Source organism: Brevibacterium sp. 'Marine' (genome assembly GCF_012844365.1).
Classification (GTDB): domain Bacteria; phylum Actinomycetota; class Actinomycetes; order Actinomycetales; family Brevibacteriaceae; genus Brevibacterium.
This window is the reverse complement of the sequence record NZ_CP051626.1, coordinates 741257-754888: the sequence shown is the minus strand read 5'-3', so window position 1 is coordinate 754888 and position 13632 is coordinate 741257. Positions and strand designations below refer to the sequence as shown.

The 13632-nt window shown below is 63.9% G+C and carries 11 protein-coding genes; 4 read left to right on the top strand and 7 right to left on the bottom strand.

Annotated features, from left to right (window positions below):
- Nucleotides 1-157 precede the first annotated feature (157 nt).
- Nucleotides 158-1363 (bottom strand): NADP-dependent malic enzyme, encoded by a 1206-nt coding sequence (locus HF684_RS03250; protein ID WP_169251330.1) that lies wholly within the window; start codon nucleotides 1361-1363, stop codon nucleotides 158-160.
- Between the two features lie 858 nt (nucleotides 1364-2221).
- Here HF684_RS03250 and HF684_RS03245 point away from each other — a divergent pair.
- Nucleotides 2222-4702: an HNH endonuclease signature motif containing protein gene (locus tag HF684_RS03245; RefSeq protein WP_169251329.1), complete on the top strand. Its 2481-nt coding sequence runs from the start codon at nucleotides 2222-2224 to the stop codon at nucleotides 4700-4702.
- A 255-nt stretch (nucleotides 4703-4957) separates the two neighbouring features.
- On the opposite strand, the gene HF684_RS03240 is transcribed toward HF684_RS03245, so the two are convergent.
- From HF684_RS03240 to HF684_RS03230, 3 genes are all read right to left on the bottom strand, one after another.
- Entirely contained in the window at nucleotides 4958-6337 is a 1380-nt protein-coding gene (locus tag HF684_RS03240; RefSeq protein WP_169251328.1) for an MFS transporter, read from the bottom strand.
- Nucleotides 6338-6481: 144 nt separating this feature from the next.
- A complete protein-coding gene (locus HF684_RS03235) occupies nucleotides 6482-7330 on the bottom strand; it encodes a CoA-transferase (RefSeq protein WP_169251327.1) in 849 nt (282 codons plus the stop codon).
- On the bottom strand, nucleotides 7327-8241 hold the full coding sequence (locus HF684_RS03230) for a CoA transferase subunit A (protein ID WP_169251326.1): 915 nt from the start codon (nucleotides 8239-8241) through the stop codon (nucleotides 7327-7329). Before HF684_RS03230 ends, HF684_RS03235 begins: the two co-directional genes overlap by 4 nt.
- Nucleotides 8242-8406: 165 nt before the next feature.
- Here HF684_RS03230 and HF684_RS03225 point away from each other — a divergent pair, with 165 nt between their 5' ends.
- Entirely contained in the window at nucleotides 8407-9306 is a 900-nt protein-coding gene (locus HF684_RS03225; RefSeq protein WP_169251325.1) for a LysR substrate-binding domain-containing protein, read from the top strand.
- A gap of 63 nt (nucleotides 9307-9369) precedes the next feature.
- The gene (locus tag HF684_RS03220) at nucleotides 9370-10023 is read left to right on the top strand and encodes a histidine phosphatase family protein (RefSeq protein WP_169251324.1); all 654 of its coding nucleotides are present in this window, start codon (nucleotides 9370-9372) and stop codon (nucleotides 10021-10023) included.
- 112 nt (nucleotides 10024-10135) lie between these two features.
- Here the strand turns inward: HF684_RS03220 and HF684_RS03215 are convergent, their stop codons facing one another.
- Genes HF684_RS03215 through arsB form a run of 3 tightly spaced genes read right to left on the bottom strand, consistent with a single transcriptional unit; the run spans nucleotide 10136 to nucleotide 13132 of the window.
- Entirely contained in the window at nucleotides 10136-11563 is a 1428-nt protein-coding gene (locus HF684_RS03215; protein WP_169251323.1) for an NAD(P)-binding domain-containing protein, read from the bottom strand.
- On the bottom strand, nucleotides 11556-12038 hold the full coding sequence (locus HF684_RS03210; protein WP_169251322.1) for an arsenate reductase ArsC: 483 nt from the start codon (nucleotides 12036-12038) through the stop codon (nucleotides 11556-11558). Before HF684_RS03210 ends, HF684_RS03215 begins: the two co-directional genes overlap by 8 nt.
- Entirely contained in the window at nucleotides 12035-13132 is a 1098-nt protein-coding gene (arsB, locus tag HF684_RS03205) for an ACR3 family arsenite efflux transporter (protein ID WP_169251321.1), read from the bottom strand. The genes HF684_RS03210 and arsB overlap by 4 nt, the downstream gene beginning before the upstream one ends.
- Nucleotides 13133-13252: 120 nt before the next feature.
- Between arsB and HF684_RS03200 the strand changes: the two genes are divergently transcribed.
- Nucleotides 13253-13618, top strand: a complete 366-nt coding sequence (locus HF684_RS03200) for a metalloregulator ArsR/SmtB family transcription factor (RefSeq protein ID WP_248279092.1) — start codon at nucleotides 13253-13255, stop codon at nucleotides 13616-13618.
- Nucleotides 13619-13632 lie beyond the last annotated feature (14 nt).

Here is a 13632-nt window from a genome sequence, read left to right as displayed (position 1 = left end):
CAACAACAGCTGAGGGGCGGGTGAAGATCTCTCTTCACCCGCCCCTCAGTGCCGTTCTGATCCAGCAGCCGACCCGCAGACCCTGCCCCACCCAAACCTCAGCTGACATCAGCGGATACCAGCTGACACATGCGAACCTCAGCGCGACGCTATGACCTCAGCGCTCGGCCATCGCCTCGAGCGCGGACTTCTCGACCGCCTCGGCGACGGCCGGGGCAACACGGGAATCGAGCGCGCCGGGCACGATGTAGCCGGGCTCGAGGTCATCGCCGACGAGATCGGCGATCGCACGGGCGGCGACGAGCTTCATATCGTCGGTGATCTCGGACGCATCGGCGTCGAGCGCACCGCGGAAGATTCCAGGGAACGCGAGGACGTTGTTGATCTGGTTCGGGAAGTCGCTGCGCCCGGTAGCCACCACGGTGGCGTACTTGGCGGCGACGTCGGGGGCCACCTCGGGGTTGGGGTTCGACAGAGCGAAGATGATCGCGTTGTCGGCCATGTTGGCCAGGTGCGCCTCGTCGATGGTGCCGCCGGAGACGCCGATGAAGGCATCGGCACCGTCGAGGGCCTCGCCGATCCCACCGGCGATTCCGCGCGGATTCGTCGACTCGGCGAGGAACTGCTTGGTCTCGGTCAGATCGGAGCGGCCGGCCTCGACGACGCCCTTGGAATCGAGGACGACGATGTCCTTCACGCCTGCGTCGGCAAGGATCTTCACCACGGCCACACCGGCAGCTCCGGCACCGGAGACGACGACGCGGACGGAATCGAAGGACTTCTTCACCACGCGCAGTGCGTTGGTCAGTGCGGCAAGGACGACGACGGCGGTGCCGTGCTGGTCATCGTGCATGACGGGAATGTCGAGGGCTTCTTTGACCCGGTCCTCGATCTCGAAGCAGCGCGGGGCGGAGATGTCCTCGAGGTTGATCGCTCCGAAAGTCGGGGCCATGCGGACGATGGTTTCGACGATCTCGTCCGTGTCATTGGTGTCGAGTACGATCGGAATCGCATTCAGCCCGGAGAAGGACTTGAACAGGGCGCACTTGCCCTCCATCACCGGCAGCGAGGCGGCCGGACCGATGTCACCGAGGCCGAGCACAGCCGACCCGTCAGAGATGACCGCGACGAGCCGGCCGGTCCACGTGTGCGTGCGCGCCAGCTGCGGTTCGTCCTTGATCGCGGTACAGACCTTGGCCACGCCGGGGGTGTACGCGATCGAGAGGTCGCGCTGGGTCTGGAGCGGTGAGGTGAGCTCGGCGGAGAGCTTGCCGCCTTCGTGTGCCTCGAAGATCTCGGCGTCGGTGATCGGGCCCTGCGAGCCCTGGTCGGAGGCGGCTGAGTTGTGAGCGGTGGTCGTCATGGTTGATCCTCATGGTTGATGCGGCGGCGGTCCGTGAGCGTGAGGAGCTCGCGCGCACTCGGCTGGGCGAGCACTCTGCTCGATGATCGGATCATCGGTGCAGCCGACAGTGATCGTCTGTCCACCGGTCGGCGCGGACACGGTCAGCCGTGAGCACCGGCGATGGTCTGAGCGAAGAACTGGTCACCAGTGAAGGATGGTGCGGTGACGTCGACGCGGCCCGCGACGTGGCCCTAGGTGAAGGGCTACGCGGTTGCGCGCAGTGCGGATACGGCTCGCATGTGGCGAGTACCGACCTCATGGGTCGCATCCGGCAACCCGATCATCATAACCGATGCTGTGACCCGTTACACCCGAAAATCCCGCCCTCACCGAGGCTGTCCCGCCGTTTCGGTGGCACGTTCTCCAGACCTTTGGACCCCGCGGGAGGGCTGTGGCCTTCGGCCTCACCGAGGCGGCGCGTCCTTGACGCGCCGACCCATTTCGAAATTGCGACGGGTCAGCGCCGAGGAGGCACGCCCCGATGGCCGACTCATTCTGCAGCCGCGACGGGTCAGTACCGAGGAGGCGTATTCTCCCCGGAAATCGCAGCAGACCTTCCCCGCAATCCCCACCCAGGAACCGCACTCATCCAGAAACCGCGCCTGACCTGCATGGATGAAATCCAACACTCTCATGTCAGTGCCGGATGCAACGATGATGAGGTAATCAGAACCTCTTAGATCTCTCACCGAGAAATATTCGAATCCTTTCTTTGTTTTCTATTGTGACTGTCCGTTTGAACGCTTATCATAGAATTAACAGCTTTTCGATTCAGCACCACTCCCGACAACGAAGTCCGAGGCAGGTGAAAACGCAATGAAGGGCACCACCAACCGTTCGACCCCGGGTCGGGCCGAAGAGCCGGGCGCAGCACAGACTTCGCCGTCACCGCGATTCGCCGTCCGCTTCGAATCCAGCATGTCTCGCTTCGCCGAGAATGCCGTCGCTTCCGATCGTGCGCATTTCTCGCTCCTCGAGTCGGTCTCTTCGGTCGTACTCGAACAGGTGTTCATCGAGTTCGAACTCCCCATGCCCGAGGGGTCCGAGCCTTTCCGCTGCGAGACGATTGCTGCAACCTTCGAGCGTCGAGCCGAAGAGTCCGAACAGACCACCGGCTTCGGCTCGGCGGATACGTTCGAGATCGCACCCACGGACGCACCGTCGTCGACCGATGCGCCTTCCTCCGCAGCAGTAGTGCCTTATGATGCCGACTTCGCCAGCGCGCAGGTGGAAAAGGCGGCTGAGTCCGAGAAGAAGGTCCTGCCTGAATTGCCCGAGCTCGATGAAGGCATCTGCTTCTCGAAATGGGTCTATGACTATGTCGACGCGGAGGACCTCGTTGAGATCTCGACGGTGCTGGGGACCAATACTGCGCGCACCTACCGTCAGCTGACCGGCGCGATGACGATCTTCTATGGTCTTCCCCGCTTCGCCGACCGGGTCCGCGCCGGAGAGTTCACCCAAGCCCATGTCGACGTGGTTGCCCGCCAGTGTGCCGACGTCGCGTTCGCCTTCCTTCCGAAACTCGATATCTTCCTGGCGGCCCGGCGCGCCGATATCACCTGCGAGACTCTGCGCCGTGATCTGGCCAAAATGATCGCCCTGCTCATTCCGCCCGTCGACAATACCGAGCTCGCCACCAAGCGTCGTCGCATCGATGTCGACGGCTACAAGGACGGCTCAGCTTGCCTGACCGTCAGCGGACCCTCGGCGGAGATCTTCGCCTGCTACAACCGGATCCAAGGCATGGCTCTTGCCGTGCATGGCAAGAACAAGTCGGCATTCAACTTACCCGTGGGCGTTGAGATCAGCGATGACCGCTCCATCTCCCAGCTCGAGTACGATCTGTTCATCCGGCCTGTCCCGGAGCTCAAGGTCAAGGTCGTGTCGGTCGATCGGATCACGGGAATCCAAACAGCCAAAGACACATCGCTGCTCGACGCCGACGGCGAGCTCATTCCGGATATGAACTCCGACGACGCCGTCGCCGACTTTGCGAAGCATGTTGCTTCGGGCTCAGCCGGCGACGCAATGGAGACGTCCGACGGGTGTTCAGCCGGCGGCGCCGAGGAATCGTCCGACGCTTGCTCTGCTGCCGACCGGTCCGTCGGCTCGGCGTTCTGCCCCGACGGTGAGGACGCTGACGGACCCGTTGAGTATTTCGTCAAGCTGCGTATGCCCACCAATGCGTGGTGGCTATCGCATCAGGCTGCTACCGTGGTGACCGTTCCCTTCCTCACCCTCACTGAAGATTCGGACCTGCCCGGCACTTTTGCCGACGGCTCGCCTGTACCCGCCGAGGTGGCCCGCACTATCGCCGGCCGCTCGAAGAGCATCCAACGGATCCTCACCGACCCCGGCACCGGCACTCCCGTCGACGCCAAAGCGACGACTTACCAAGTCCCCAGAGATCTTCGGAAGACCCTGGTCGAGCAGTGGACGGTGTGCACCGTTCCCGGCTGCTCGCGTCGGGCCGAGAAGTCGGAGATCGACCACGTCGTTCCGTTCTTCCACCTGAATCCGCTCAAGGGCGGTCTCACTCGGTTCGGAAACCTGCATCCTCTGTGCAAGAAACACCATGCACTGAAGACCGCCGGCCGCCTTCGGGTCACTATGCCCAAATCCGGTGAGCTCGACTACGAGTTCAGGCACGGGATCACGACTACTGTGTCGGCGCCCGGCCAGCCGATCAATGTGGCCCAAGCGCTCGAATTCGATGCCTTGGGACGACTGGGTCTCAAGCGGTGGAAACTGCCCTGGTCGATGGTCCCGCCAGCACCGAGGGTGCTCGAACTCATGCCCGGTGAGTCGACGATCCGCCAGCGCGACGAAGAGAAGCGCCGGCGCGACGAGGAGAGGCGTCAGCGAGAGGAACGCGAAGCTCGACAGCGGCAACTGTCGGAGGCGTATCGGGAGCAGCAGGCAGAAATCAGGCGGCTGCGGCTTGAACGCTGCCTCGATTGGGAGAACTCTGTCTTCCAGCCGTGCCTCCCCGCCGGCATCGACCCAGCTGCAATGAAGCAGCTGACTGGGAACGCCAAGTATGCACGAGTCGTCAAATGGGCGCGTCTCGCGGGTCTCGACATCGACGACATCACCGTCGACCCGAACGGGCTCGACAAACCCAGCGCTCGTACCAGCACGGGCTCGAGCATCAGCGACTCGGAGGTCAAGACGCAGTCTGAGGACGCTTCCGGCTCCAAGGACGCTGGAGCCGACGATCCCTGGGACCACCGTTTCGTCTCCAAGACGGTGAACTGGGAACACGACCTCGAGGTCGATCCCCCGCCATTCTGACCTCTCGCGCAGCTCGGTTGCACCGGTCTGTCCGAACACAGCGCCCACGCCGTACCGAAGCCAGACAGCCAGGTCCACAGCGCTGGCGGCAATACGCCTTCACACCGAAACCGCTGAGCGCGATTCGGCGGAAGCGCCATCGCCGACCGCAGTGAGCCGGTCGCCGTCCACCCCACAGGAGCAGCCTCCGTCCATCTCACAGGGCCGTCCATCTCAGAGGCCCGACCTTCGCCTACGCACGGTTCCGGCCCTCATCTACTGCATCGGGTGCAGTTCGTCCACTGCGTCGTCTTCAGTCGTGAGGTCGCGACCACGGGTTTCGGGTGCGAAGAGTGCGCCGAGCAGACCGCAGCCTGCGAAGAGGATGAGAACGATCGCGACGGGCCACCACGTGTCGGTGATCACCGCGACGAGCGAGGCGGCGATCACCGGTGCCAGACCGCCGGAGACGACCGAACCGACTTCCTTGATCGTGGTCATGAACGTATACCGGTGCTTCGATCCGAACAGTTCGACCAACCAGCTCGACTCAACTCCGTACAGGTTCGGCAGGGGGCCGCCTACAAAGACCGCGAAGACAGCGGCGATGACAATCGGATTGCCGGTCTCGATGAGCAGCATGGCCGGAATCGCGAAGAGGATCTGGAAGAGTGTGAATCCCAGGAACACCGGCCGACGGCCCACCTTGTCGCTGAGCTTGCCGAAGTAAGGCACGGTCGCGAAGCCGATGACGGTTCCGATCATGATCCCGGTCGTGACCACTGCGGAATCAAGGCCGGTCGTAGTCACGACCCATCCGACCATGAAGCCTTTGACCAGGTAGACCGCAGAATTCTCGCCCATTCGGATGCCCAAGGCGAGCAGGAACGACTTCGTCGACCGGCGCGCCTCGACGAGGATGCTCGGCTGCTCCACCTTGTGCGCTGCGACCTCCGCACGGCGTTCCTTGGCTTCCTCGAATACCGGGGATTCCCTGACCTTCGTGCGAATCACCAGTGCCACGAATGTGGTGACGATGCTGAGCAGGAAGGGCACCCTCCAACCCCAGCTCAGGAAGGCATCGTCCGGCAGCAGAGTGAGCAGGGTCCACAGAACTGTGGCCAGGAAGATTCCGCTGTTGGTCCCCATCGCCACGATCGCCCCGAAGAGCCCACGGCGACGCACAGGCGACGATTCGACCAAGAGCACCGACGCTCCGGCCAATTCGGCTCCGGCCCCGAACCCCTGCACGAGTCGGAGAACGACCAGCAGAGCCGGTGCCCAGATGCCGATCTGCGCATAAGTCGGCAGAAGCCCGATGCCCATAGTCGCGATGCCCATCATGGAAAGGGTCACGATGAGGACGATCCGACGTCCGTGCTTGTCACCGACTCGGCCGAAGACGTACCCGCCGATCGGCCGGACGACGAACCCGGATCCATAGACACCGAGACTCGAGATCAACGCGACCGCAGGAGTCTCATTGGGAAAGAAGAGCGGCCCGAAAACCAAGGCTGAGGCGAGTGTGTAGAGGGTGAAGTCCATGTACTCGAGCGAACTGCCAAGCCAGGATGACCATGCGGCACGGCGCAGCTCGGGACGAGTCACGTTCGGATCAGGAGGGGAGGTGACCTGGGCTCTTGTCTTCATTGACATGATTTCAACTTTCTTCGATTCGAATTCTCGCGTGTTCGGCAGGGGACCTCAGTGGGTGGGGAGCCGCAGTGGGCAGGGGGCCTCAGTGGGTGGCTGTCGCCGATAATTGCCCGTGGACATGGGTCGGCTGGCGAGGCTTCCGGTTCAGCGCAGGTAGATGCGGGTGGGATCGAGCGTCTCTCGCAGCAGCGCCAGCTCACCCAGAGTCGGCGGCAGCGTCGTCTCCAGGTCGGGCGAGACCTGTAAGCTCCACCCGGTCTGGCGCACCACTTCGGCGGGGTCGACACCGGGGTGAACGGCCGTGAGTGTGAGTTCTTCGTCCTGGGCGAAGCGCGTCATGATTCCCATGTCAGTGATCACATGGGTCACGCCAGCGCCCGCCGGCATTGACCCGACCGCAGCCTCGGCGGCCTTCTTCGGCCCCGGGGAGGTGACGAAGTCCAAGGACTCGACGAAGGTACGCGGGGTATGTCGGCGCATGACGAGGAAGATCTCGGACGCGCCCGCCATGGCCTCGATGGCTCCGCCTGAGCCCGGAAGTCGGCTGTCGGGGTGCTCCCAGTCCTCACCGATGAGAGTGGAGTTGAGGTTCCCGTACTTGTCGACCTGGGCTGCGCCGAGGAATCCGACGTCGATGCGCTGACCTTGCAGTACGTAATTGAACAGATGAGTCATCGGCATCACCGAGGCGGCTCCCGGGACGAGAATCGAGTCCGAAATGCTGCGCGGCATGGCCGGCGGCCTGGCTCCGGTGACCCCCGACTCGTAGACGATCTCGACGTCCGGCGCCACAGTGTGCTGGGCCAGGGACACGGCCAGCGTGGGGAGACCGTGTCCGGCGAAGACTACATTGCGTCCGGCCAGCGCGCGGGCCGAATGGACCGTGAGAAGTTCGCTGCTGGTGACCTCGTCGCCAGCAACCTCGCTGGTTGTGGTCTCCCTGACTTCGTCGCGGGTCTGAATCTCAGTGATGCCGTGAGCGCTCAGCGTCATGCTCGGCCTCCGTAGTTCACAGGTGTCGAATAGGCGTCGTGGATGGCCATCTGCTCGAAGTGGTCCGATCCGAGAGCCGCAAGGAACTCGTCGTGATCGTTCGTGCCGCGAATGCTGGTCTCGAGCCAGCTCTGAACCGCCGCCGCGTCGCGGGCGAGCACCGACCACTGTCTCGAGAACTCGTCGTCGCGATCGTAATAGCCCTGGACCGAGTGAGGATGCGAGCCTCGGGGGACGGCGACGACAGCGTCGACGACGTGCGCGGGAACGATCGTGCGGTTCGGATCGGAGCGGATGACAGCCTCGTCGACGATCTCCTCGACGGTGACGATGAGTCGGCGGCCGGCGAACGCGGCCTCGGTTTGGATCCCGAGCATCCCCCAGGCCTGCACGTTTCCGTGCACGTCCGCGCGTTGGGCGTGGATGATCGTGAGGTCGGGATTGAGTGCGGGGACGACGTGGATGTCCGGTCCGCCGTAGGGGTCTGGCACGGATCTGATCCGCGGATTCTTCGCAGCCAGGTCGCTGCCCCGGTAGGAGGCGATGGGCTGGAACGGAAGCTTCGCGGCACCGGCCTGATAGCGAGCGACCATTCCGCCGTGACTGTATTCGTCGAACCACAGCGGCTCCGGGTCCGACTTCTCAATGCGCCGCCGCAATTCATGGAGAGAACCTGCCGAACTGTTGGCGATGAACGAGGAGATGAGACCGTTCAGGCAATTCGCTCCGAGCAGCTGGTCGACGATGACATCGCAGGACATACGGGCGAGGATCAGATCTGTGAAGCCCTGCCGGATGATCTCGTGCGCGGCGGCGACCGGCACGATGTGACCGAATCCCTCGAGCGCGACGGTGTCCCCATCGTTCAGATAGGTGCTGATCGCCTGGGACAAACTCATCGTCTTATCCATCGCGTTCCTCCTCGAACCTCGAATGGCTGTGACCTGAGTCATCCTTTCAAAATCATTGATACCCGTCCAATACTTATACTGAGGACTATTGATGCATAGTCTGCACGAATAACAACTGACCCCTCACGCCCAGGGCCGCGCCGAACTCATGAACGAGGCACAGATATGGACACCAAGCACATCCGCGCGTTTCTCGTCCTCGCCGAGGAGCTTCATTTCGGCCGCGCTGCGGAACGACTTCACATGACCCAGCCGCCCCTCAGCCGCCTCATCCGAACTCTGGAGTCCGATATGTCAGCTCAACTGTTCGAACGCAGCACCCGGTCGGTGCGCGTGACTCCCGCCGGGCGAGCGCTTATCGAACCTGCGCGCGACATCCTCATGAGCCACCGGCTGGCCGACTCGGCGGTGCAGGCCGCAGGGAAGGGAGAGGTCGGGCACTTGCGTGTAGCTTTCACCGGCATCGCAACCCACAAACTCATGGGAAGTCTGCTCAAGCTCGTCCGCGGCACCCACCCCGGGATCCACCTCAGCCTGCAGAGTGCCTCCTTTGCCCTGCCTGCCATCGACAGCGTCGCCGACGGTTCTGTGGATCTCGCCTTCGGGTACTGGCCGTTCATCCCCCACGCAGTCGACACGCGAGTCGTTGCGCAGGAGTCACTCGTCGTCGCCATGCACCGTGATCATCCCCTGGCAGACCGAACTTCGGTGTCGATGAGTCAACTCGAGGGAGAGGAATTCATCACGCTGCCGCCGAACCCGGGGTCGACGACGATCGAGCGACTCTATGGACTGTCGCAGGCGGCCGGGTTCAATCCCACCGTCATCCAGACGGCTCCGGACACGTGGACGATACTCTCACTTGTCGGCGCTGAGATCGGCTGTTCGGTCACCGTGTCGTCGGTGCCGCAGAATGCCTCGTTCCCCAACATCGCCTTCGTCCCCCTCGAGGACCCGCAGGGAACTTTTCCGCTGCTCATGGCATGGCGCAGAGACGGCGTCAGCCCCGCCCTCGCCGAGGTTCTTCGACTGGCCCAGCAGCTGTTCCCCACCGCTGTCCCGTAGACTGCATCAGAAAACGATCGCTCGAAAAGCAGCGTGGACTTCACGACGAGGATGTAGTGATTCATGAGTGTGCTCTATCTGGTCCGGCACGGACAGGCTTCGTTCGGCACCGATGACTATGATCGACTGTCCGACCTCGGCAAGGAGCAGAGCCGCATCACCGGTCGCTTCCTCGCCTCACAAGGATTCGAACCCGATCGAATCATCCACGGTGAGATGCTGCGACAGCGCCAGACCGCCGAAGGCCTCCTCACAGGACTCGGCCGCGATATGGACGCCCACGTCGACGCTGGCTGGAACGAATATGCCGCATGGGAACTCACCGGCGTGCTCGAAGATCTCGACCCCCGCGCTCAGCACGATTCGAAGATCTTCCAGGGCGAACTCGAACGCGGTGCCGCCCGGTGGGCCTCGGGTGAGCACGACGCGGACTACACAGAGACCTACAGCCAGTTCACGTCACGCGTTGATCGGGCCCTCGATGATGCGGTCGCAGCCATGGAGTCGGGACAGTCGACGATCGTCGTCTCAAGCGCCGGCGCCATCGCGTGGACCGCTGCCCGTCTGATCGGCGGCGGCTTCGATCAGTGGATGGCCTTCAACCGAGTGACCATCAACACCGGCATCACGAAGATCATCACCGGCCGAGGCGGAACCAGCCTCATCTCGTTCAACGACCACGGCCACCAGGACCCGAAGAACGCCACCTACCGCTGAGGCGGCGAAAGCCGACCTCGCGAGTCACCCCGCCGAAGCGGCAAAGGGCCGAGCTCGCGAGTCAGCCCGCCGAGGCGGCGAAAGCCGAGGCGGCGCAGGCCGGGCCCGCGAGTCAGTCGTTCCTGCTCTCTCCGGATCGCCCGTGTTCTGTCCCCGTGGGGATCCCGATCACTAGCGGCTCCGCAGGTCCGCAGCATCCGCCTGCGTCCGGTGCGCCTGCCGCGGGCAAGTCGACAGAACCAGGCTTGCCGGTCGGCGCGTCACACGAAGATCCGATGTCAGTCGAACACACGCCGGTCTCCGGCAGGACGAGCTCGACTCGATCCGCTGCTTCGTGGTCCCCTGCAATTGCTGCAACGACGGAGCGGACCTGCTCGTAACCGGTGTACATGAGGAACGTCGGGGCTCGCCCGTAGGACTTCATGCCCACGATGTAGAAATTCGGCTCCGGATGCCCCAACACCCGGGCGCCATGCGGAGGGACCGTTCCGCAGCTGTGATACTCGGGATCGATGAGCGGCCCCAACTGCTGCGGAGCTTCGACAACCGGGTCGAGGTTCAGCCGGATCTCGCGCAGGAATCCCAAGTCGGGACGGAAGCCGGTGGCCGGGACGACCCGATCGGCGTGGAGCGTCACCGGCTCACCGCCGGTCTCGGCCGCCACGGTGCCACCACCGTCGGCGGCGAACCCGGTGATCGTCGTAGAGGAATGCACATCGATGGCTCCATCTTCGACAAGGCGGCGGAGCCGGGCGCCCAGGGCTCCGCGAGCCGGCAGACCGTCCTGGTCCTCCCCGCCGTAGACGGATGCGGGGTCTGCGCGCCTGAGCACCCAGCCGATTCGCGTGCCCGGCACTTCCGCACGCAGCTCTGCCAGAGCCAAGAGCGTGTTCGCCGCCGAATGCCCTCCACCGACGACAAGAGTCCGCCGTCCGGCGAACTTCTCACGGTCACGGCCGGTCACATCGGGCAGAGGCGAGGTGACGAACCCGCTGCGACGTGCCTCGACTTCGCCGGGCGCTGCGAGCCCGGACTGCCCGATCGGGTTCGGGCTCTCCCATGTCCCCGAAGCGTCGATGACCGCCCTGACCTGGAAGTCCGCCGTTGCTCCATCGGAGTTCTGCGTGCGAACAAGGAAAGGAGTCGATTCACGCTGCGCGGTGCCCGTCCGGTCCATTCCGACTCGGCTCACTGCCACAACCCGGGTATCGGTGAGGATGGCGTCCCGGAGTTCATCTGTCTCGGCCAGCGGAATGAGATAGTCCCGGATGAGTTCGTCCCCTGTGGGCAGGTGCTCGCCGTCGGGTTCCTGCCAACCGGTGGGTGCCAGCAGGCTGCGGGCCGCGACGTCGATGTTGTACTTCCACGGAGAGAACAACCCGATATGACCCCACTCGGCCGCTGCCGCCGCGACGGAGGATCCCACTTCGAGGACGAGCGGTCGGGTCCCACGTCGGACCAGCTGGGCCGCGGCCGCGAGGCCGACGGGACCGGAACCGATCACGGCGACCGGCAGATCTGCGAGCGCGATATCAGTCATCGGGAGCCGCCTCGGCGATGGGGTCCGACGTGGTCGTCGGCTCTGTGGATTTCGTCCCTGCGTCGGGGGCGAGATCGACGATGAGGGCTTCGACTCGGGTCCGGATCTCATCACGGATTCGGCGCACCGATTCCAGGCCTTGACCTGCGGGATCGTCCAGAACCCAGTCTTCGTATCGTTTGCCGGGGAAGATCGGGCACGCATCGCCGCAGCCCATCGTGATCACGACGTCGGAGGTGCGCACGGTATCTGCGTCGAGCAGAGTGGGGCTGTTGCGGGTGATGTCGATGCCGAGCTCCCGCATGGCATCGATGGCGACGGGGTTGATCGTCTCGGCCGGTGCGCTGCCCGCGGACCGCACTTCGACTGATCCCCCGCCCAGTTCCCGAAGGAATCCGGCCGCCATCTGGGACCTGCCGGCGTTGTGCACACAGACGAAGAGGACACTCGGCTTTGGCGTTGGCGTGAGACTCATGCTCGATTCGCTCCTTGAACAGAGTTTGAGGGGAAGAAACGGGGTCGTGCCCAGAGCGCGACGTAGACGAGGGCGACGAGGATGGGCACCTCGATGAGCGGGCCGACGACTCCGGCGAGCGCCTGCCCCGAGGCGACGCCGTACGTCCCGATCGCCACTGCGATGGCGAGTTCGAAGTTGTTGCCGGCAGCGGTGAATGCCAGGGTCGTCGTCTTCTCATAGCCCAGGTTCAGGGCTTTGCCGATGACCATCCCGACAGCGAAGACGACGACGAAGTAGACGAGCAGAGGCAGGGCGATGCGGGCGACGTTGCCCGGGTGAGAGGTGATCTCGTCGCCCTGGAAGGCGAAGAGCACGACGATGGTGAACAGCAGTCCGTACAGCGCCCACGGCCCGACCTTCGGGAGGAAGCGATCTTCGTACCACTGACGCCCCTTCGCCTTCTCACCCACGGTACGTGTGAGGAAGCCGGCGAGAAGCGGGATTCCGAGGAAGACGAGGACGCTCGCGGTGATCGCCCAGAAGGAGAACTCGCTGCTCGTCGTCGGCAGCCCCAGCAGATTCGGCAGCCACTGCAGATAGAACCACCCGAGGAGACCGAACGCGAGAACCTGGAACACGGAGTTGATGGCCACGAGCACGACGGCGGCCTCACGGTCGCCACACGCCAGGTCGTTCCAGATGAGGACCATGGCGATGCACCTGGCCAGCCCGACGATGATCAGTCCGGTGCGGTATTCGGGCAGGTCGGGAAGGAAGAGCCAGGCGAGCGCGAACATGAACGCCGGAGCCGCCAACCAGTTGATGACCAAGGAGGTGACCATGAGCTTCTTGTCGGCCAGCACGTGCCCGGTCTCGTTGTACCGGACCTTGGCGAGCACCGGAAACATCATCACCAGGAGGCCGATGGCGATCGGCAGGGAGACGTCGGCGACCTTGACCGAGTCCAGAGCCTCGGCGAGACCGGGCACGAGCCTGCCCAACACCAGGCCCAGGGCCATGGCACCGATGATCCACAGCGGCAGGAATCGGTCCAGCGTCGACATCTTCGCCGCCACCGGCGATTCAGCGTTGGCAGTCGCCGTGGAATGCATGGTCCCCCTCGAGGTGCGAATCGTGCCGGCACCATCGTCATGTGCCGGCACATTGAAGTTCATCGATACGATAGGACCATGAGACATCGACAAATGTCAATGTATGGGCATAATGGAACAGTGACCACACAATCCGCGCCTTCTCCGACGGAGACGGACGTCTGCTGCCCGTCGCTGACCGTCTCGCCGCTGAGTCTCGATGATGCCCAGGATTTCGCGCGCATCCTCAAAGCAGTGGCCGACCCGACCCGGCTGCGCCTCGTCTCCCTCGTCGCCGCGCACGAGCAGCAGGAAGCGTGCGTCTGCGATCTCACCGAACCCGTCGGTCTCGGCCAGCCGACCGTCTCCCACCATCTGAAGATCCTCGTCGATGCCGGGGTCCTGCACCGTGAGAAGCGCGGAGTCTGGTCGTACTATTCGCTCGAGGCCACCACCTTGAACCGTCTCTCCGAATTCCTCTCCCCCGCCGAGGCGGCGCACGGGTAGGAGTCTTTCGCCGA

What these genes read in the sequence shown, in the direction of transcription:
- HF684_RS03250 (WP_169251330.1), bottom strand. Translation starts at nt 1,363, where the DNA reads ATGACGACCACCGCTCACAACTCAGCCGCCTCCGACCAGGGCTCGCAG.
- HF684_RS03245 (WP_169251329.1), top strand. Translation starts at nt 2,222, where the DNA reads ATGAAGGGCACCACCAACCGTTCGACCCCGGGTCGGGCCGAAGAGCCG.
- HF684_RS03240 (WP_169251328.1), bottom strand. Translation starts at nt 6,337, where the DNA reads ATGTCAATGAAGACAAGAGCCCAGGTCACCTCCCCTCCTGATCCGAAC.
- HF684_RS03235 (WP_169251327.1), bottom strand. Translation starts at nt 7,330, where the DNA reads ATGACGCTGAGCGCTCACGGCATCACTGAGATTCAGACCCGCGACGAA.
- HF684_RS03230 (WP_169251326.1), bottom strand. Translation starts at nt 8,241, where the DNA reads ATGGATAAGACGATGAGTTTGTCCCAGGCGATCAGCACCTATCTGAAC.
- HF684_RS03225 (WP_169251325.1), top strand. Translation starts at nt 8,407, where the DNA reads ATGGACACCAAGCACATCCGCGCGTTTCTCGTCCTCGCCGAGGAGCTT.
- HF684_RS03220 (WP_169251324.1), top strand. Translation starts at nt 9,370, where the DNA reads ATGAGTGTGCTCTATCTGGTCCGGCACGGACAGGCTTCGTTCGGCACC.
- HF684_RS03215 (WP_169251323.1), bottom strand. Translation starts at nt 11,563, where the DNA reads ATGACTGATATCGCGCTCGCAGATCTGCCGGTCGCCGTGATCGGTTCC.
- HF684_RS03210 (WP_169251322.1), bottom strand. Translation starts at nt 12,038, where the DNA reads ATGAGTCTCACGCCAACGCCAAAGCCGAGTGTCCTCTTCGTCTGTGTG.
- arsB (WP_169251321.1), bottom strand. Translation starts at nt 13,132, where the DNA reads ATGCATTCCACGGCGACTGCCAACGCTGAATCGCCGGTGGCGGCGAAG.